The sequence below is a fragment of the Curvivirga aplysinae genome, assembly GCF_009711445.1.
GTDB lineage: Bacteria > Pseudomonadota > Alphaproteobacteria > UBA8366 > Aestuariispiraceae > Curvivirga > Curvivirga aplysinae.
In genome coordinates this window covers 13,030-33,236 of sequence record NZ_SMMC01000187.1, presented here as the reverse complement: position 1 = coordinate 33,236, position 20,207 = coordinate 13,030, and the positions used below count along the sequence as shown (strand labels likewise).

General features: G+C 41.8%; 22 protein-coding genes. 13 read left to right on the top strand and 9 right to left on the bottom strand.

Going from position 1 to position 20,207, the window contains the following annotated elements:
- The 4 genes from E1160_RS10660 to E1160_RS10645 all read left to right on the top strand — a co-directional run.
- Window positions 1-869 (top strand): glutathione S-transferase C-terminal domain-containing protein (locus tag E1160_RS10660; RefSeq protein WP_155155144.1); only part of this gene is annotated, 869 nt, incomplete at its 5' end.
- A 130-nt stretch (window positions 870-999) separates the two neighbouring features.
- A complete protein-coding gene (locus tag E1160_RS10655) occupies window positions 1,000-1,335 on the top strand; it encodes a hypothetical protein (RefSeq protein ID WP_155155143.1) in 336 nt (111 codons plus the stop codon).
- Between the two features lie 21 nt (window positions 1,336-1,356).
- A complete protein-coding gene (locus E1160_RS10650; protein ID WP_155155142.1) occupies window positions 1,357-2,901 on the top strand; it encodes a PAS domain-containing sensor histidine kinase in 1,545 nt (514 codons plus the stop codon).
- A 5-nt stretch (window positions 2,902-2,906) separates the two neighbouring features.
- Window positions 2,907-3,329, top strand: a complete 423-nt coding sequence (locus E1160_RS10645) for a secondary thiamine-phosphate synthase enzyme YjbQ (RefSeq protein WP_155155141.1) — start codon at window positions 2,907-2,909, stop codon at window positions 3,327-3,329.
- 73 nt (window positions 3,330-3,402) lie between these two features.
- On the opposite strand, the gene E1160_RS10640 is transcribed toward E1160_RS10645, so the two are convergent.
- Window positions 3,403-3,912 carry a fasciclin domain-containing protein gene (locus E1160_RS10640; protein ID WP_155155140.1) on the bottom strand — a complete coding sequence of 170 codons (510 nt, stop codon included), beginning with the start codon at window positions 3,910-3,912 and terminating at the stop codon, window positions 3,403-3,405.
- 91 nt (window positions 3,913-4,003) lie between these two features.
- Window positions 4,004-5,236, bottom strand: coding sequence for a BaiN/RdsA family NAD(P)/FAD-dependent oxidoreductase (locus tag E1160_RS10635; protein WP_155155139.1), 1,233 nt, complete (start codon window positions 5,234-5,236; stop codon window positions 4,004-4,006).
- 138 nt (window positions 5,237-5,374) lie between these two features.
- Between E1160_RS10635 and E1160_RS10630 the strand changes: the two genes are divergently transcribed.
- Complete coding sequence (locus E1160_RS10630) at window positions 5,375-6,133, top strand: class II aldolase/adducin family protein (RefSeq protein WP_155155138.1); 759 nt, start codon at window positions 5,375-5,377, stop codon at window positions 6,131-6,133.
- 36 nt (window positions 6,134-6,169) lie between these two features.
- Here E1160_RS10630 and E1160_RS10625 read toward each other — a convergent pair whose 3' ends face one another.
- Window positions 6,170-6,829, bottom strand: coding sequence for a glutathione S-transferase family protein (locus tag E1160_RS10625; RefSeq protein ID WP_155155137.1), 660 nt, complete (start codon window positions 6,827-6,829; stop codon window positions 6,170-6,172).
- A 107-nt stretch (window positions 6,830-6,936) separates the two neighbouring features.
- On the opposite strand from E1160_RS10625, the gene E1160_RS10620 reads away from it, so the two are divergent.
- Both E1160_RS10620 and E1160_RS10615 read left to right on the top strand, forming a co-directional pair.
- The gene (locus E1160_RS10620) at window positions 6,937-8,316 is read left to right on the top strand and encodes a leucyl aminopeptidase family protein (RefSeq protein ID WP_155155136.1); all 1,380 of its coding nucleotides are present in this window, start codon (window positions 6,937-6,939) and stop codon (window positions 8,314-8,316) included.
- A 72-nt stretch (window positions 8,317-8,388) separates the two neighbouring features.
- On the top strand, window positions 8,389-8,739 hold the full coding sequence (locus E1160_RS10615) for a MarR family transcriptional regulator (RefSeq protein ID WP_155155135.1): 351 nt from the start codon (window positions 8,389-8,391) through the stop codon (window positions 8,737-8,739).
- A 23-nt stretch (window positions 8,740-8,762) separates the two neighbouring features.
- Here E1160_RS10615 and E1160_RS10610 read toward each other — a convergent pair whose 3' ends face one another.
- From E1160_RS10610 to E1160_RS10600, 3 genes are all read right to left on the bottom strand, one after another.
- Window positions 8,763-9,626, bottom strand: a complete 864-nt coding sequence (locus tag E1160_RS10610) for a bile acid:sodium symporter family protein (protein WP_155155134.1) — start codon at window positions 9,624-9,626, stop codon at window positions 8,763-8,765.
- Between the two features lie 55 nt (window positions 9,627-9,681).
- The gene (gene hisN / locus E1160_RS10605) at window positions 9,682-10,467 is read right to left on the bottom strand and encodes a histidinol-phosphatase (RefSeq protein ID WP_155155133.1); all 786 of its coding nucleotides are present in this window, start codon (window positions 10,465-10,467) and stop codon (window positions 9,682-9,684) included.
- A gap of 94 nt (window positions 10,468-10,561) precedes the next feature.
- On the bottom strand, window positions 10,562-11,110 hold the full coding sequence (locus E1160_RS10600) for a c-type cytochrome (RefSeq protein ID WP_155155132.1): 549 nt from the start codon (window positions 11,108-11,110) through the stop codon (window positions 10,562-10,564).
- A gap of 210 nt (window positions 11,111-11,320) precedes the next feature.
- On the opposite strand from E1160_RS10600, the gene E1160_RS10595 reads away from it, so the two are divergent.
- Window positions 11,321-12,052: a 3-deoxy-manno-octulosonate cytidylyltransferase gene (locus tag E1160_RS10595; protein ID WP_155155131.1), complete on the top strand. Its 732-nt coding sequence runs from the start codon at window positions 11,321-11,323 to the stop codon at window positions 12,050-12,052.
- On the opposite strand, the gene E1160_RS10590 is transcribed toward E1160_RS10595, so the two are convergent.
- The 3 genes from E1160_RS10590 to E1160_RS10580 are packed head-to-tail and all read right to left on the bottom strand — an operon-like array spanning window position 12,049 to window position 14,677.
- On the bottom strand, window positions 12,049-13,386 hold the full coding sequence (locus E1160_RS10590; protein WP_155155130.1) for an ATP-binding protein: 1,338 nt from the start codon (window positions 13,384-13,386) through the stop codon (window positions 12,049-12,051). The two genes, E1160_RS10595 and E1160_RS10590, sit on opposite strands and share 4 nt — an antisense overlap.
- A 43-nt stretch (window positions 13,387-13,429) precedes the next feature.
- A complete protein-coding gene (locus tag E1160_RS10585) occupies window positions 13,430-14,131 on the bottom strand; it encodes a response regulator (protein WP_155155129.1) in 702 nt (233 codons plus the stop codon).
- Between the two features lie 21 nt (window positions 14,132-14,152).
- On the bottom strand, window positions 14,153-14,677 hold the full coding sequence (locus tag E1160_RS10580) for a MarR family winged helix-turn-helix transcriptional regulator (RefSeq protein ID WP_155155128.1): 525 nt from the start codon (window positions 14,675-14,677) through the stop codon (window positions 14,153-14,155).
- A gap of 243 nt (window positions 14,678-14,920) precedes the next feature.
- Between E1160_RS10580 and E1160_RS10575 the strand changes: the two genes are divergently transcribed.
- From E1160_RS10575 to mobB, 5 genes are all read left to right on the top strand, one after another.
- Complete coding sequence (locus tag E1160_RS10575; protein ID WP_155155127.1) at window positions 14,921-15,826, top strand: branched-chain amino acid aminotransferase; 906 nt, start codon at window positions 14,921-14,923, stop codon at window positions 15,824-15,826.
- 123 nt (window positions 15,827-15,949) lie between these two features.
- Window positions 15,950-16,699: an SDR family oxidoreductase gene (locus E1160_RS10570; protein WP_155155126.1), complete on the top strand. Its 750-nt coding sequence runs from the start codon at window positions 15,950-15,952 to the stop codon at window positions 16,697-16,699.
- 417 nt (window positions 16,700-17,116) lie between these two features.
- Window positions 17,117-19,003, top strand: coding sequence for an excinuclease ABC subunit UvrC (uvrC, locus tag E1160_RS10565; RefSeq protein ID WP_407923893.1), 1,887 nt, complete (start codon window positions 17,117-17,119; stop codon window positions 19,001-19,003).
- 111 nt (window positions 19,004-19,114) lie between these two features.
- Window positions 19,115-19,702, top strand: coding sequence for a CDP-diacylglycerol--glycerol-3-phosphate 3-phosphatidyltransferase (gene pgsA, locus E1160_RS10560; protein WP_155155124.1), 588 nt, complete (start codon window positions 19,115-19,117; stop codon window positions 19,700-19,702).
- A gap of 1 nt (window position 19,703) precedes the next feature.
- On the top strand, window positions 19,704-20,207 hold the full coding sequence (gene mobB, locus E1160_RS10555) for a molybdopterin-guanine dinucleotide biosynthesis protein B (protein ID WP_155155123.1): 504 nt from the start codon (window positions 19,704-19,706) through the stop codon (window positions 20,205-20,207).

Sequence of the window (20,207 nt, the reverse complement as noted above, 5' to 3'; positions counted from 1 at the left end):
TCTTCAATAAAATTCAAAACAAAGATGCACTTATTCAATCAATTGCTGAAAGTAATACTCAACCTGAAAAGAGGTATTGGATTATTGGATCAGATAGCTGTCCTTGGTCACAACGCTGCTTGATCAGTTATAATTTACTGGAATTATCAGATTATTTTCACATCCATATCGCACATGGCGAAAGGATAGAGGGCTATGCCTTAGATGACGGGAAAATCTGTAACTTCAATGCCAATTTTTCAGCTGTTCATTTACATCAACTATACAGCCAAACCCACCCTAATTATACAGGGCGCGTAACAGTTCCCGTGTTATGGGATAATGCAGAACAAAAAATCTTATGTAATGAATCCAGTGAAATTGTTAAATTTCTTGATGACTTCTCAAAAGAGCTTAAGAAATTCCCTAAATTCTCACTATTTCCGGCAGATCGATTAGATGACATTCAATGCCTTAATACAGACATCCACAATAAATTAAGCACTGGCGTTTATCGTGCTGGTTTCTCACAATCTCAAGAAGCTTATGAAGACGCGGTTAAGGATGTTTTCGAAACTATGCAAATACTAGATGATAGATTATCATATCATGAATACCTTTTTGGCTCATCCATTTGCGTTTCTGACATCAATCTATTTTCAACACTGATCAGATTCGATTTAGTTTATCATATCTTACATAGATGCAGCTTGAAACGCTTAACAGATTTTCCAAATCTATGGGGATATGCCAAACGATTGTATCAACTCACAGCTTTTCAAAAGACAGTTAATTTTGATGTTATCAAACATGCATCTTATCAAAATGATACAGCTAATAACCCTTTCGGCATTATCCCAATGACGAATGAAGCGATATGGTACAACTAAATCTATAGGTGATGATGATAGACTAATTCACAAAATTTAATCGGGATGATTGAAATATATCATCCCGGCTTGCCTTTAAAGGCAAAGCCTGTCTAAATATATCCACTTATTTATAAAGTGCGGGATACCAATGCCTTACGTTACACGTGATGAAAAAGGTTTTATTGTTACGATATCAGATCACCAAACTGCTTTGGAATCTGAACAATTGCCTTATGGTCATCCTGAAGTACAAGAATTTCTCCTTCAACATAGACCAGATGATGTACATGGTGCCTTAGCACAATCTGATGCTGCTATGTCGCGGATCATTGAAGATTTAATTGATGTGTTAGTTAAAAAAAATATTATCAATTTCACCGACCTGCCACTTCCTGCGCAGAAGAAGCTCGTCAGTCGACAAAATTTACGTCGTGACCTTTCTGCCCTAACCAATCTAGTGTCTGATCAAGACGACATTTTATAGGTTATATTGAGGTAAAAAATAATGCCGAAGCTGGATCTTACAATCAATGATTTTAGCACCATACTTGACCATATGGACATGGCAATGATCAAGCTTAACCAAGATGGTGAAATTTTATCTGCCACATCTAACCTCGCTCAAATCCTATCAATAGAATGTGAAACAGATATACCAGAAGATATATACCAGCTGACTGAAATTCTGACACCATCTGACTTCGTTTACGTGAAGCTTAGCCTTGATGGTGCTTTAAAGCAGAAAAACAAGTTTGATATGGCATTCGGTTTAGCTGCAGAGCAAGAAACTCAGTATAATTTACGCTTAGTAATTGAGCCCACTGGTAAGGATAGCTTCGATGGATATGTGCATCGTATTGGCCATCCTGATGCAGAGACAATTGCATTTTATAACAGCGAACGACGCTTCAGAAATTTTATTGAAAATATGCCAAATGCGATTTCCTACAAGAATGTAGATCGGAAATTCGTTACAACAAACAAACATTGGAATAAAATATTCAATCCCAAGAACTTGCCGACATTGGGAAAAACAGTTCACGAATTTATTGATACGCCGCAAGCAGATCATATTTACGATGAAGAAGAAAAAATTATCCAGACTGGTGAATCAATAGAATATGAAGCCAATGTTCGCCTGAGCGATGGTAGCATTGTTACGACAATGACACAGCGGTTCCCATTAAAAGATATACAAGGCACAATTGTGGGGATTGGCAGTATTCATACAGATATGTCGAAACATAATGCCGTGGCCCGTGAATTAAATCAGGCGAAAGAGGCTGCAGAAATCGCCAATAGATCCAAATCAGAATTTCTGGCCAATATGAGCCATGAACTTCGCACTCCACTAAATGCTATTATTGGGTTTTCCGAAATTTTGCAAAATGAATTATTCGGCCCGATGGGTGTTCCGTCCTATAAGGAATATGTCGACGACATTAATGATGGGGCCCGGCATCTACTTGAAATCCTCAATGACATACTGGACATGTCAAAAGTAGAGGCTGGAGAATATCATCTGGAAGAGGAAATGTTTGAGGCCCATGCCGAGGTAGAACGTTGTCTTCGTTTTATCAAAGAGCGTGCCGCAAAAAACGGATTAAATGTAGAGTTAGCTGAAATAGACCGAGAGCCTATACTCAATGGAGATCGGCGCGTTTTTAAGCAAATCCTATTAAATATTCTTTCCAACGCAGTAAAATTTACAGAAAGCGGGGGAACAATTACTATTCGTTTACGTGAAGATATCGACGGATGTTTAGAGATTTCTGTTGCCGATACAGGTATCGGAATCGCGGAAGAAGACATTCCTATAGTCCTTCAACCATTTGGACAGGCCGATACCTCTCTAACCCGACATGTAGAAGGTACAGGGTTAGGGTTAAGCCTCGTGCAACGTTTTATGAACTTGCACCAAGGCAAACTACATCTTGAAAGCGTCCTCAGTGAAGGTACAACTGTGTATGTTACTTTCCCTCAAGAACGTTGGAGCTGGGATATTGAAGAACTTATGTCCCGTAACAAATTAGAAGCCCAAAACATCTAGACAAAATGTTACGACAGGAACAAACAGAGTTGGTGATAAAAACACGGGGACCAAACCTGTATGAATTCACTTATGACCTTGAAAACTGGCTTTTACAAATTCAAGCCTCTGTTGGGCAGGTAACATTATTTTGCCGTCATACGAGCTCCTCTCTCACGATCCAAGAAAATGCAGATTCTGATGTAAAAACGGACCTAACTAATTTCTTTAAACGTTATGTGCCTGAAAACGAACCTTGGTATAAACATACCTTTGAGGGCCCAGATGATATGCCAGCTCATATCAAGTCGGCCTTAACGGATGTTAGCCTCACAATTCCAGTTGCCGATGGTCGAACTACTTTAGGAACTTGGCAGGGTGTATATCTTTTTGAACATCGTCACGCGCCACATCATAGGAAAATAGTTTTGCATTATACAGGAGAGTAAAACTATTCTAACGAACTTAAGAAGAGCGTTAGAGAACACTCTTCCTAAGACTTAACGATGCTTGTGTCGCCAATTAGCTTTGCGGCGGAAGAATCACTTTATCAATCACGTGAATCACTCCGTTTGAGGCTGCAACATCTGCTGCGACAACAGATGCATCATTTACCATAACAGCGCCACCCGATGCGTTGATATCAATTTTGGCACCCTGCACAGAAGCGGGCTTCACCATTTTTCCAGCGATATCACCAGACATCACCTTTCCCGGTATCACGTGATAAGTCAGGATCGCAACCAATTGATCTTTGTTTTCCGGCTTAAGTAAATTTTCCACTGTACCCGCGGGTAACGCTGCAAAAGCCTCATCTGTCGGTGCAAATACTGTGAATGGTCCCTCGCCTTTAAGCACATCAACTAAATCTGCAGCTGTAACAGCAGCAACGAGTGTATTAAATTGTCCAGCTCCGACTGCCGTATCAACAATATCTTTCTTCATCCCACCCGCATTCACAGCGCTTACAACAGAAAATGCAGAAATAAATGTGACCACCAATGCCACATAAATTGATTTAAAGAATTTCATTTTACTCTCCTGTGTCAAGAAATCTTATGACATTCCATACGAGGGATCGTTTGAAACTGGATCAAAAAAAATTTAAATCGGATTTATGAATTCAAGATTTTTGGTGCAAGTAATCTGTTATTTTCCCTGCCGCATAAACACCGCTGGAAAAGCAGGCTTGTAATAAGTAACCGCCTGTTGGCGCTTCCCAATCCAACATTTCCCCGGCCACAAAATATCCTGTAAAAGCTTTTAACATCAAATTCTTATCGACAGATGATTGCTTAATGCCCCCTGCAGTGGAGATCGCTTTATCCATTGATGCAAGTCCAGTTAATTTCACAGGACAGTTTTTAATGAGCTCGGCCAATTTTGGCATCTCGGAAAAATCAGCAGAATCTGTAAATTCTCTTAACAAGGCGACGGCTTGCGAGGTCAATTTTAATTGGGACTTCAAATAAGACGATAAGGATTTGCGACCAGGACCAGACTTTAATTTATTCAACAGATGCGTTTCATTCATAGATGGCTTTAGGTCAATTTTCAGGATCATCTCCCCATCGCGTGAAAGCTGCTCACGTAGAGAAGCGCTCAACGCATAGATAGCGTTTCCTTCGATACCATATCGGGTCAACATCGCCTCACCCGGCTTACATTTACCGTCAATTTTCAAAGCAATATTTTTAAGCGGTTGCCCCTGAAAACTATTTTTGAAGAAATCAGACCAAGGTACATTAAACCCCACATTGGAGGCCTGTAATGGCGTGACCTCTACACCCTGTTCTTTAAAGACGGGAATCCATTTAGCATCTGCCCCCATATGAGCATAACTGCCACCACCTAAGGCAAATAAGACCGCATCAGGACGGATTTCATACTGATCCCCTTCCTTTTCCTGCATCATCACACCATCTGTCGCAAATCCGACCCAACGTTGATTTGTTTTTAACTCAACACCTAGCTGCCCTAGGCGTTGAAGCCATGCACGCAATAAACCTTTCGCACGGAAATCTTCTGGAAAGACGCGTCCACTTGTCCCAATAAATGTCTCAACACCTAAATCTAGTGACCACGCACGCAAATCTTCTGGTGAAAATCCTGCGATCCAATCTTTCACCCAGCTTTCACCATCTGCATAGCGGGATAAGAAAGACAAGATATCTTCGCTATGAGTTAAATTTAATCCACCTCTTCCTGCTAAAAGAAATTTACGGGCAACTGACGGTTTTGCTTCATATACAACAACTTTAACACCTGCTTCAGCCAACCTTTGAGCTGCAATTAAACCAGCAGGCCCCGCGCCAATAATGGCGACATTACGAGTTGAAGAAGCAGATGCAGTCATTAAGCTCACCGATGAAAGTTACTTGCATGAAATTGATAAATGAATTTTGATCTTTCATCACATAACAAACAAGGCCTTATCAAGCCAATTTTTGAGAATTAACAAAGCTCAAACACTATTTGATCAGAGGAAGTTGATATGAATAAAGCACTTAACACCAGTAAAATGTCCTCCGAAGAGCGCCAAACACGCATTGAACTTGCCGCATGTTATCGCCTGATCGCCCATTACAATATGGACGAACTGATTTGGAACCATATCTCAGCTAAAATCCCTGATACAGAAGAGTTTCTGATTAATCCGATGGGATATATGTATCATGAAATTACGGCTTCAAATCTGGTCAAAGTAGATATTGAAGGTAACGCTGTGGGCGGGTTGGAAGATTCACCTACCAATTTCACAGGTTTTGTTATTCATAGTGGAATCCATAAAGCGCGTCATGATTTGCAATGTGTCTTACATACTCATTCAGAGGGCGGTTTAGCAGTCTCTTCACTTGAGGAAGGTTTCGTTCCGACGACACAAGACGGCTTCATGTTCCATGGTCGTATGAAATATCATGACTATGAAGGCTTATCCGTTGATCTAGACGAACAACAACGTTTAGCTGCTGATCTTGGCGAAGATGGTATGGAAATGATTTTGCGTAATCATGGTTTACTGACTTGTGGCCAAAGTGTTGGAGAAGCCTTTGTGCGAATGTATTATTTAGAACGCGCTTGCCGCGTACAGATGATGTTAATGGCCTCTGGTAAACCCGTTCGCGAAGTACCTGAAGAAATAAAAGAAAAGGCCTATCAACAAAGCTGGAACTGTTTTAACAAAAACGCGCCCGAATGGCCCGCTTTGATGCGTATGGTTAAGAACCGCTATCCAGATTTCAACGATTTGTAATATCTTGGGGAGCTTGAATAGCTCCCCTTTTTCATCTTAAATTTCCACTTTATCAATTCGCCAAGATTCTTCACTTGCCATAGCTGCCCACCCCTGCATTTCCGGCATTGCCAACATCACCTTCATATATTGAATGGTTTCGGGCAATAAATCTTTCTTTGAAATATAACTATTAAAACGCCAAATAACAGGTGCAAAAAACGCATCAGCAATTGAACGTTCGCCAAATAAAAATGGGCCCGCTTGCGCATAATCTTCGCGTGTCTCTCGCCAAAGCTTTTCCATCTGCTTAACTTCCCTCCAAGCCGCTTCGGAAAGCTCAATAGGTTTATTTCTGCGCCGAACATTCATAGGCATTTCATTTCTAATATTAAAAAAACCAGACGCCATTCCCATGCAAATAGACCGCGCTTTAGCACGTTTAACCGGGTCTTCAGGCCAAAGTCCTTTATTAGGGTAAAGTTCCGCAATATATTCTGCAATTGCCAAGGATTCGGAAAGAACCATATCATCTGTTTTAAGATAAGGTACTTTCTTATTGGGGCTTTCAGCTCGTATTCGCATCATGCCTTCTTCTGTGAATAAAGGCACTGTCTCACAAGCAAAATCAATATTAGCGAACTTCATCACCAACCATGGACGCAAAGACCAGGATGAATAATTCTTGTTTCCGATCACAAGCAATAACTGCTTCATTTTTCAGTTCCTTTATTTGAAATAGAGGCTTGCACCATCAAGGTAGCCGTTTACAATTGACATGCACATAAGACCAAAGATTCACAGATCAATAAAGGCTGCTTTCCATGAATGTTTTCGTATCTGAAAAAAATGACGAAACCATAACCCTTCTGCCAATTACGAAGGATGTTTTATCCGGCTGGTTAGATGACGAAGGAAAAGATCATAAAAACTGGGTCGAGGCCAACCAGTATAAGGCTGCAGCTGGAAGTGTTTTGATGGTTCCATCTGATGACAAATCTATCAAAATACTTGTGGGCATTGATGAAGAAGAACCTCATTGGTCTTGGGGCGGCATTGTATCCAAGTTGCCTGCAGGTCGTTATCAGTTACCTGATGATATGGAAGATGACGAGATTGAAGCCGCTATGCTAGGATGGGCTTTGGGGCAATATAATTTTGATGCTTATAAGTCCAAGAAGAATGAAAAGTTGATAGAATTGGTCGTTCCTTCGAGTTTTAAAGGAACTGAAATCATCAATATTGCTCAAGGTATTTATTTAACCCGTGATTTAATCAATACACCTGCCCAAGATATGGGCCCTGCCCAACTGGCGAAAGAAGCACAGAAGCTCGCTAAAGATTACAAAGCGAATTTTAGCGCAATTGTCGGCGATGACTTATTGAGTGAAAATTATCCAATGATCCACGCAGTCGGACGTGCGGCTGCAGAGGGACGAGAACCTCGGTTGATCAAACTTACATGGGGTAAGAAATCTGATCCCGCAATCGCGCTTGTTGGTAAAGGTGTTTGTTTCGATACGGGCGGTTTGGACCTTAAAGGGTCTCAGTATATGTTAACTATGAAAAAAGACATGGGGGGCGCTGCCAATATTCTGGGCCTTGCTAGTATGATCATGTCAAATGAGTTAAATGTTCATCTAACAGTATTAATTCCAGCAGTTGAAAATGCAGTTTCAGGTGATAGTTACCGCCCTATGGATATTCTGACCTCCCGTGATGGAACAACTGTTGAGATCGGGAATACGGATGCTGAAGGGCGATTGGTCCTTGCTGATGCCATTACAGAGGCCTTAGAAGGCAAGCCGGAACTAATTATAGATATGGCAACTTTAACAGGCGCTGCGCGTGTCGCACTAGGCACTGATATGCCAGCAATCTTTTGCAACAATGATGAAATGGTGAATGGTATACTACGTAAATCTGCCACCGATTCGGACCCGTTATGGCGCATGCCACTTCATGCACCCTATAGAAAGATGCTGGACAATGATAATGCTGATATTTCAAATATTTCCGCGGGTGGTTATGGCGGTGCGATTACCGCAGCATTATTCCTTGAACATTTTGTGGGTACAGAGACACCTTGGGCACATATTGACCTGATGGCCTATAATTTATCTGCAAAGAATGGCCGACCCAAAGGTGGTGAAGCGCAGGGAATCCGCGCCCTATATACATATTTGGCTGAAAAGTATAAATAATTTTACGTAATCGGACTTGAACAATTTCCGAACCATCGGTAGTTTTCAATAAACAGTCATAACGGAATCGATATGAGCCTTAACCTCACACAAAATCAGGTCTTGTCCATTTGGCAAGGTGCCATCACTGAATCAGTACGTAAAGATACACCAGATTTGTCCGCACGCCAGATGGCTGTTTTGACAACTGTTTATCTGACACCGATGCCGCATACCGTCCGTGGCTTGGCTGAGAAATTAAATATTTCCAAACCTGCCATCACACGTTCTTTGGATCGTCTATCTGAATTGGGTATGGTCAAACGAAAACCGGATGAGAATGATCGTCGTTCCGTTAACATACAACGGACTGTCAAAGGGTCTGTCTATTTGCATGAATTTGCCAATATGATGATGGAAGCCGCGAAAGACGCGGCTGAATAGCCCACCAATTATAAATTACTCTCTTAAGCTTCTGAATGGCGACGCCAGATCAGTACCATCAGTAATGATGTTGCAAACATGATCAGGCTATAAATCGCCGCTGGAATGATGTAAGCTCCGCCTGCAAATAATAAACTGCCGATAGCGATTGCAAGCGTACCATTTTGTAACCCACATTCGATTGAAATTGCCACACGTTGCTTAAATCCTGACTTAATAAGTTTAGCTAAATAAAACGCCAAAACCATCATTGTAACATTTAAACATAATGTAATCAAACCTGCATCGGCAAAGTAAGAAACAACATTGTTGCGCTCTTTTACAATTGCACCAATCAATACAAGAATAAAAAAGCCTGTAGAAATCTTGCCTGCGATTGGTTCAAATTTTAATGCAGCTTCTGTTGCTAATCGACGTAACAACATGCCTAATAAAACTGGCACAGTCACAATTGCAAAAATGCTCAAGGCGATTCTAGTGATCGAAAAATCCTGCATTTGACTAGCACCAAATATGTATTCATATGACATGCCGATAATAAGCGGAATTGTTAACAAGCCTAATAAGCTGGTAACTGCTGTCATGGAAACAGACAGAGCCACATCTCCCCGCCCCAATGAGGTTAGGATATTTGATGTCGCTCCACCTGGTGCCGCTGCGATAAGCATCACCCCCATTGCCAGTTCTGGTGTTAGAGCATTCCCCCATAGGATAACTAGAGCAATACCAACGATTGGTACGATGATAACTTGTGACAACATACCTACGATAAAGTCTTTAGGCTGTGTAAAGACACGTTTGAAATCTGCCCCCGTCAGACCAAGCCCCAATGTAAACATGATAAATGCCAAGGCTAGCGGTAGGATGACATCCGTGATAATCCCCATTTTTCTTTCCCTATTCCTACAATATTAGTTGTGGTTAGATTACACATCTTTCCATTTATGCGGAATGAATTTTTTCTAACGCTTGTACATGTAATTCTTTTGTTGCAGCTGCAATAACTTGTGGTCCAGAAGATAACGTCAACGGATTTCCATCCCAGTCACTCATGACACCACCAGCACCTTCAACCACAGGCACAAGTGCCATAAAGTCATAGGGCTGCAACTGACTTTCAAATACAAGGTCAACTTGTCCTGCTGCTAATAAACCATAGGAATAACAATCCCCACCGAAACGGTTTACGCGAACAGATTGGCGGAGGTTTTGAAATTTAGCGCTTTCATCATCTGTAGTTAACATATCTGATGTGGTGATATACATACGCGCATCTTCAAGCTTAATACATCCACTTGTTTTAACAGTCTCCCCGTTCAATGTTGTCACATGCCCTTTCGCACCAACCCAGCGTTCTCTCGTGATCGGTTGCTCGATAACTCCTAGTACAGGGGTCTCGGCCATAGATACAGCGATCAGGGTACCAAATACAGGCATGCCCGTTATAAAAGCTGCAGTTCCATCGATTGGGTCTAACACCCAAACATAATCTGCATCTAAACGCACCTGCCCGTGTTCTTCTCCGTAAATTCCATGAGAAGGAAAAGTCGATTCAATCACCTTACGCATTTCCAATTCGGCGGTTTGATCTGCGATTGTCACCGGGCTTTCATCTGCTTTAGCCACAATATCCAATGGTTGGCGAAAATACTGTCGTGCAATTGGGGCAGCTGTGTCAGCTAATTTATTTGCAAGCTGAATGATCTCAAGCGGAATGATTTGCGTCATCAGAAAATCCTTACAATAAGAAGTGATTGAGATTTATAGACAAAAAAAAGGCGACGCTAGACAGCATCGCCTTTTCTATACCGATCTCTCAACCTTATGGCAACGCCACAGGGCTATCAGCTTGTTCGCGTAAGAAAGCGATAATATCAGCACGATCCTTAACTTTCTTGAAGCCACCGAAGTTCATCGCTGTGCCTTTCAAGTATTTCTTAGGCTTTGCCAAGAATGCGTTTAATTCTTCATAAGACCATGTGTTTCCTGTGTCTTTCAAAGCAGCCATTGCTTTGGAATATCCACCAAAACCATCTACGCCACCTTGCACACGATCAATAAGGTTCCACAAGTTAGGACCAACCTTATCAGCGCCACCTTTTTCGTAAGTATGACAAGCGCCACATTTCTTGAACAGTTTCAAACCTTTTGCAGTATCAGCAGATGCCAATAATGCAGATACAGGTTCTGGACCAGCAGGTGCTGCCGCCGCTGTTTCTGTTGTCACTGCACCAGCTTCAATTGGGTATGCATTTTCTGCGATTTGATCTGGTTTGTATAGGATACTAGACAGCGCGCCAGCAACCATTGCCAACAACATTGCGCCGATAACCGCAGCCGCTACTTTATTGATCAGCAGAGCGTCTTTCATGTTCAAGCCCTCTTATTCGATATCGATCCCGCGCATTTCCATTCCCTATAAAGTTGGAACCCCTAAAATACGCATAAAAATTCTTAGAACAAACATTGTTGATTGTTCCTTCACCTTTGGGGTATATCCTCTAGTCACGATCAAATCAATGCCCGATAAGCTTATCGACGCATTTTTTCCGTTAAAACGCTCTTTTTTTTAGGATTTAACATGAACTCTCTCATCGTCATTCCTTCTCGATTGGCATCAACCCGCCTACCAAACAAACCTTTGGCCGATATTGCTGGGTTACCGATGATTGTTCAATGTTTGAAACGTGCAGAAGAATCCAAATCTGGCCCTGTCATTGTCGCTGCCGGCGACCAAGAGATCGTTGAGGCGATAGAGGCACACGGCGGTACCGCCATTATGACAGATCCAGATTTGCCATCCGGGTCTGATCGTGTATGGGCTGCCGTTGAAGCATATGATCCAGATGAAAAATATGACGTTATCATCAATGTTCAAGGTGACCTACCAACTCTTGACCCACATGTGATCGCAGCGACTGCAGAGCCATTAAAAAATGCGGCAGTTGATATTTCAACTGCGGTCGCAGAAATCACTGAAGAAGATGAAAAAACGAATCCCAATGTGGTAAAGGCATATCTCGCGTTTAAACAAGGAAGCCATACTGCACGTGCCTTAACATTTACGCGTGCAACCGCACCATTTGGGGAGGGTCCACTATATCATCATATTGGACTATATGGCTATCGTCGTGACGCTTTAAAACAATTCGTTTCTATGCCGCCGGGCTTGCTGGAACAGCGCGAGAAGCTTGAACAACTCCGTGCCTTAGAAGTTGGTATGCGCATTGATGCTACCCTGGTCAAAACTGTGCCTCTTGGTGTCGATACACCAGAGGATTTAGAAAAAGCCCGTCAACTACTGGCTGGTTAAAGTGGTAATCGTATTCGGGCACGTAACCCACCATAAGGGGATTCTTCTAAGTAAATTTCCCCGCCGTGGACACGTGCTACATCACGACTGATTGATAATCCCAATCCTGTTCCACCTGTCTTGGTGTTGCGAGATTCGTCAATGCGATAAAACGGGCGAAACGCCTTCTCACGTTCACTTTCAGGAATACCGGGCCCGTCATCATCTACAACAATTTCTAAAACGTCACCACGAATACCACCACTGAGCCAAATTGTCTCGGCATAGCGATTTGCATTGGAAATAAGATTATCAATACAACGACGAAGCGCTTGGGGCTTTACATCTGCAATCAGATGCCCTTCCACATGACAATCGATATTTACCCCACCACTACGCCAGTTTTTTGCCAAGGTAGAAAGCATTTCAGACATATCATATTCAACCGATGGCTCCCCCCCTTCACCTTTGGCAAACGTCAGATAACCTTCGATCATTTTTTCCATTTCTTGAAGGTTAGATTTTAATGCTTCTGAGTCTGCACTATCTTCCATCAATGCAAGTTGTAACTTCATTCTGGTTAAAGGCGTTTTTAAATCATGACTTACTCCAGACAACATATCTGTACGCTGCCGGATCTGGCGCCGAATACGGTTCATCATGCGATTAAAAGCATTTGCTGCTGTTCTAACTTCCGAAGCACCACCCGGTTTAAATTCCTTTCCGGGATCTCGACCTTTACCGAAACTGTCCACTGCATCCGCCAAACGTTTAATTGGACGCACCTGATTGCGCATGAAAATTGAGGCTACAGCAAACAGGATCAAGGATGTTCCAACCATCCAAGTAATAAAGATATACGTTGTAGAGCTAAACAGACGTTTTCCCGGTGCAACAACAGTTAAAACAGCATTCGCCAATTGGAAATCGATGATAACTTCTTCTTTGAAGGAAGAACTATCAATTAAGAACGGACGCCTTACTCTTTCATCTAAAGCTTTTGCCAATAAGCGATCTAACAAACCATTATTATGTGGAAGTTCATTTGGTAAAATTTCACCTTTTTGCAAGATAAATTGCAAATTCATATTTTCATGTGCCTGCTCGAAAATCACATCCGCCATCTCTGGGCGTTCTTTGATTTCCCAAAGTACATGTTGAATGTCACCAGCCAATGCAGATGCCAAACGCCACGTAATAGTATCCCAATGACGATCATAAAAAATCCATGCTGTAATCACTTGCAACAGAATCAAAGGAGTCACGATAATCAACAAAGCACGCCCGTAAAGACTTCGCGGAAGCGCTAATTTGACCAGACGTCTTAAACTTATCAGGGCGTTTGAAATACTCATGTGAGAAGATTACAGAGCTTTGTAGCCACTGCCTATTTTTAAATTAATTATCTGGTCGTAAAACATAACCTTGCCCTCGAACAGTATGAAGATAGCGCGGATTTTTCGGATCAGGTTCAATTTTTCGACGTAGGCGTGTTACCTGAACATCGACAGTACGCCCCGCAGAATCCACATTAGATTTTTCACAAAGTTCTTCACGACTCATCACCTCTCCCCTCACGCCAGCCAAAGCTTTTAACAAAGCGATTTCAGTAGTGGTCAACTTAATGGTCGCCTCTCCTTGCACAAGAATTTCGCGATCCATATCAAAGATAGATGCTCCAAGCTTAATCTCACGACTATCTTCTAGGTTGGCGTCCGTTTCCGGCATTGTGAAAGATCGCCGAAGTATCGATTGAATTCGTAAAATCAACTCCATAGGCTCAAAAGGCTTTGCTAAATAATCGTCTGCTCCCGCTTTCAATCCTGCGATACGCGCTTCGGTTTCACCCATGGCAGTCAACATCAAAATTGGCACAGTTGTCTGCGTTCTAAGAGATTCAGTAAATTCAAGCCCCGTTTCACCGGGCATCATTACATCGACAATCAACAAATCAAATTCAAAAAATGCCAGCTTATTTCTTGCATCCGCAGCATCTTCTGCCACAGTCACACGATACCCTTCTTTGGACAAGAAACGTTGTAACAAATCACGAATTTCTGCGTCATCGTCTACAACTAAAACATGTGTTTCTTCTACCATTTAGCCAACCTAATTATAATTTCAAAAACGTGCTTTATCGTCCGGGTCTGAAATAATCCCCATCATTACCTGACAAAAACCATCTACAGCTTCAGCACCAGCTTCACGAAAAGCTGCTTCGATTCGATTGCGTTGAATAGCTGTTAATTCACTTTCCAACTCTTTCCCTTTGTCTGTTAATTCTAACAATCGCTGCCGACGATCAACAGGCCCCGTTTTTTGTACAATATATTCTTCATCAACCAGCTGTCCTAGAACCCGGCTCAAGCTTTGTTTGGTAATACGCAAAATCGCCAATAAATCAGACACCGTCATACCTGGATAACGACCAACAAAATAAATCACACGATGATGCGCACGCCCCAAACCCTTATCATGAAGAACTTCGTCTGGCTCTTCGATGAAATCCCGATAGGCATAGAACAACATTTCAATGCCTTGTCGCACGACTTCTTCACGTAAAAAAAGCGGATTTGCATGAGATTTTGAAGCCTTAGCCGGTGAATTGGCAAGAGGGCGAAACGGATGAGATTTTATGTCAGTCATATTGACATATATGCCTTATGATGTTACACGGACCACGTTATGAATGAAATATAAGAACATATCTTTTATCATTGCGTAACAAAATTACAACAATTTAAAATATACCTTACGATAACACCCTGTTCTGTTTGGTAAATTATAGACAACACACAAGGAATGCAATTCAGTAGCACTTGCTTTTTGCATGAATTCGAAACTTAAATACATTCTGTTGTGGGTTTTGTAAGAAATTGGAGCACAATTATGAGCCTTGTCCCTTTTGATGACCGCGATGGACTCATCTGGATGAATGGAGAATTTATCCAATGGCGCGACGCTAATTTGCACGTCTTAAGCCATGCTGTACACTACGCATCAGCAGTTTTTGAGGGCGAACGTGCATATGACGGAAAAATCTTTAAACTTCGTGAACATACTGAACGTTTATTTAAGTCAGCAAATATTCTCGATTTCGAAATTCCTTTCACAATGGATGAAATCGATAACGCAACCAAAGAGCTTTTAGAAAAAAACAACATCAAGGATGGCTATATACGTCCAATCGCATGGCGTGGTTCTGAACAAATGGGTGTGTCCGCGCAACAAACAAAGATCAACGTAATGATCGCTGCATGGGATTGGCCTGCTTATTTCTCAGCAGAAGCAAAAATGGCTGGTCTTCGTATGCGTATTTCTGATTGGCAACGACCAGCACCAAATACAGCCCCTACAGATTCAAAAGCTGCGGGTCTTTATATGATTTGCACATTATCCAAGCATAAAGCAGAGAGCGAAGGTTATGATGATGCTCTGATGTTTGATTACCGTGGCTATGTTGCAGAGGCAACTGGCGCGAATATCTTCTTTTTGATGGATGATGGTAAAGTTCACACACCTACACCGGATTGCTTCCTAGATGGTATTACACGTAGAACAGCTATAGACTTGATGAAACGCGGCGGATACAAAGTTGTAGAACGACATATCAAACCAGAAGAAATGGCAAAAGCATCCGAAGCTTTCCTAACAGGCACAGCTGTAGAAATTACCCCGATCCAATCTATTGGCGATGATTACAAGTTTGCTCCTGGTAAACTCTCTCGCTATATGATTGATGCCTATGATGCAGAAGTTCATGGACGAGAAAACAATGCGGCAGCAGCTGAATAAATCTATTTAGCAACATGCTTCGTAGAAAGGCTTGTCATGAATTTGACGAGCCTTTCTTTTTTAGTGGCAAAATCAAATCTTTAGTGACTTGAATTCGTAAAACACAAACCCTACAAAGAAGATATGACTGAAATTGCTCTTATCACAGGTGCGGCCAAACGCATTGGTCGACATATCGCGCTCGAACTTGCAAAAGCGGGATATGACATCGCGATACATTACAATGGCTCACATGAAGAGGCAGAAAACTTAAAGGCAGAGATTCTTTCTTTAGGACAACAAGCTGCATGCTTTCAGGCTGATCTGTCGAAAGAGGAGGAAACTCAATCCCTTGTTCCACGTATATGTCAGCATTTTGGGAAGCCAAGTGTTTTGATAAATAATGCCTCTCTCTTTGAAGAAGATGACATTACAAATGTAACTCGCAAAAGCTGGGATTTGCATATGGAAACTAATTTGCGGGCTCCGTTTATTCTATCTCAAGCCTTAGCAAATAATACGGGTTACGGGCATATTATCAATATGATTGATCAACGCGTTTTAAACCTAACCCCACATTTCATGTCATATACCTTATCCAAAGCTGGTTTATGGACCTTAACCCAAACCATGGCCAGCGCATTGGCACCCGCAATCCAGGTAAATGCAATTGGACCAGGACCAACTCTACCAAATCAGAGACAGGATGATGATGATTTTAAAGAACAATGGCAAAGTATCCCGTTAGAACGACCAACCCCATTAGACGACATTTCAAACGCAATACTTTTTTTATTGAAGAGTCGCTCAACTACCGGGCAGTTAATTCTTCTGGATGGAGGGGAGCATTTGGGTTGGGCACAACCAAAAGACGGTGTTAACATTAAAGAATAAAGCTGCTCTTTTTTAACGGAAAATCCCTTTTTTCAATAACTCTATGCAATTTAGACAAAAAGTTTTTCACAAGCTTGAATTGCATTATCCAAATGTTAAAATAATCCCGTTGCGGAACTATTTTAATAATTTATTTACATTTGATTTTTATTATTGACGTTTAAAATCAACAACTTAAAAATTATGCCTATTTTTTAGGCAAACTGGTCGAAGCAAAGCAAAACTCCGTGTTTGCTGTTTCGACCCCCAAGTTATCCAATAAGTTATCCACAGGAATCGTGGATAGTTGTCATAAATGAGGATTCCTGCCAAAGTATCAGTGAGATAGATTAATTTTTAGGTAATTCTTAAAACTCAAACTCGAATGAAATCATGCCCGAAATCATAGATAAAAATTCAGAACAAACTGAAAACAATATACTAAATCAGGATCAATCCATCACCAGTTTGGAACATGGTGTCGCTGTAATTAAATCCTATTTGGTGCATTTGGGTGATAGTCCTGGCGTGTATCGAATGTTGGATAAATCGGGACAACCTTTATATGTGGGGAAAGCCAATAACCTAAAAAAACGTGTTGCGAGTTATACCAGACCAAACAAGCTGACCATTCGCATCCAGCGTATGATTGCTCTTACTCAATCTATGGAATTTGTGATCTGTCATACTGAAGTTGAGGCGTTGTTACTGGAAAATAACCTCATCAAGAAGCTTAAGCCTCGCTATAATGTTTTATTACGTGATGACAAAACTTTCCCAGATATCCTCATTCGTCGAGATCATGAAACACCCCAACTCATAAAACATCGTGGTGCCCGAAAAACTAAAGGAGATTATTTTGGTCCTTTTGCCTCTGCTGGGGCGGTAAATAGAACGATTAATGTCCTTCAACGTGCTTTCTTACTCCGCACATGTTCAGATGGCGTTTACAGCAACCGCAGTCGTGCTTGCCTACAATATCAAATCAAAAGATGTTCTGCGCCCTGTGTAGATAAGATATCTCCCAACGAATATGCCGAGACTGTCGAGCAAGCCCGCGATTTTCTGTCAGGGAAAAGTCAGGAAATACAGAACAAGCTTGTGAATGATATGCAAAAAGCCAGCGAAGAATTGGACTTTGAAAAAGCAGCCGCTTTAAGAGATCGTATTCGCGCCATGGCACAAATCCATTCACAACAGGATATTAATCTATCAGGTGTTGCCGATGCGGATGTAATGGCACTCTATCACCAAGGTGGTCAAAGCTGCATTCAAGTCTTCTTTTTCCGTGGAGGCAGAAATAATGGCAACAGATCCTACTTCCCCAATCATGCGAAAGAAGCCCCCTTGGAAGAGGTTGTGGCAGCTTTTATTGGACAATTCTATGATAACAAACCGATACCCCAACAGATTTTAACCAATATTTTGCCTGTTGAAATCGATCTTTTATGTGAGGCCTTTACACAACGCAGCGAACGTAAAGTTACGATCACGCAACCTCAACGTGGGGATCGTCGCAAGATTTTGGATTATGCAGAAAATAATGCCAGAGAAGCTCTGGAACGACGCTTAGCAGAAAGCTCATCACAGCGTCGCCTATTAGATGCCTTATCAGAAAAACTGAAGCTGGAAGTCACTCTGAACCGTATTGAAGTGTATGATAATAGTCATATTCAAGGGAGCAGTGCGATCGGTGCGATGATCGTTGCAGGCCCTGAAGGTTTTATGAAAAACGCCTATCGGAAATTCAATATTAAAACAGCAGGTAAGGAAGCAGGTGAATTCGGCGGTGATGATTTTGCCATGATGCGTGAGATGTTAACACGTCGTTTCAAAAGAGCCCTCAAGGAAGACCCTGAACGCAGCAGTGACAATTGGCCCGATCTACTAATCATTGACGGTGGTGCCGGACAGCTAAATGTTGCAATTGAAGTTTTGGAAGAACTTGGCTTACTAAATGAAATTGCCGTTATGGGAGTGGCGAAAGGTGTTGAACGTAATGCGGGACGTGAAAAAATTCACTTACCCGACAAGCCTGCCTTTATGTTAGATCACAAAGACCCTGTCTTATACTTTATCCAACGTTTGCGTGATGAATCACATCGTTTTGCAATTGGGTCTCATAGAAAGAAACGCAAGAAAGATATGGGACGCAATCCGCTTGATGAAATTGCCGGCATTGGGGCAAAACGTAAGAAAGCGTTATTGCTGCATTTTGGTTCTGCGAAAGCTGTTTCTCGTGCAGGTATGCAAGATTTAGGTGCGGTTGAAGGTATATCCGAAGCCGTCGCAGAAAAAATCTATAACCACTTTCATAACAGTTAATTAAACCTATATAGGATAAACATTTGCGTTGAGGCCTGTGCCGTTATAAAAGCTGTCTAACAGGTTTAATGCATAGAATAGAAAAACTGCTTCTTACAGGGTCTTGAGGGAATGATCACCAGCCTCCCAAATTTGCTTACCTTATCACGCATTCTCGTGATACCGCCGATCGTTGTGCTGTTCTTTTTTGACAGTCCAACGATTCGATGGGTGATGCTTGGCCTTTATGTTCTTGCATGTATTACAGACTTCTTTGATGGTTGGGCTGCTCGTTCCATGAATCAGGTCTCAAACTTGGGCCGCTTCCTAGACCCAATCGCAGATAAACTACTTGTTGCCTCTATCATTTTGATGGTTGCAGCAACTGGTCAATTAGATGGCGTAGATATCATCGCCTGCCTGATTATCCTTATTCGTGAAATTACCGTTTCCGGATTACGTGAACATTTAGCTGAAGTCCAGATTGGTGTTCCAGTTAGTAAGCTCGCTAAATGGAAAACAACCATTCAAATGTTAGCTTTGGGCTTCTTGCTCATTGGAAATGCTGCTGAAAGCATTTTACCTGCCCATGATATCGGACGTGCAATGATCTGGGCAGCAGCAGTATTGACGGTTATTACAGGCTTCGATTACTTACGCGCTGGTTTACGTCACATGACTGAAACGGATATGGCCGCTCTTAAAAATCAGGACAAATAAAATGAAAGTATTCGGCCTTGCCGGGTGGAGTGGTAGTGGTAAAACCACCCTTGTAAAGCAACTGATTCCTGCCTTAACGGCGAAAGGCATCAAACTTTCAACAATTAAACATGCGCATCACAACTTCGATATTGATACACCAGGTAAGGATTCTTACGAACATCGTCATGCAGGCGCCACTGAGGTTATGGTAGCATCAGGCTCAAGATGGGCGCTCCTCCATGAATTACGAAAAGAAGCTGAACCAACTTTAAATGAACTTATTGCAAAAATGACTCCCGTGGATTTATTGTTAGTGGAAGGTTTCAAATTTGATCCAATTGATAAACTTGAAATCCACCGCCCTAGCATCGGCAAAGAGTTACTGGCCCTACAAGATAATCATGTTGTTGCAGTTGCAAGTGATGAACACATCCCAAACCTTCCGGATCATTGTAAATTACTAGACTTGAATAATCTGGAAGAAGTTTTAGATTTTATCCTTGATCATACAGGCTTGGCGTAA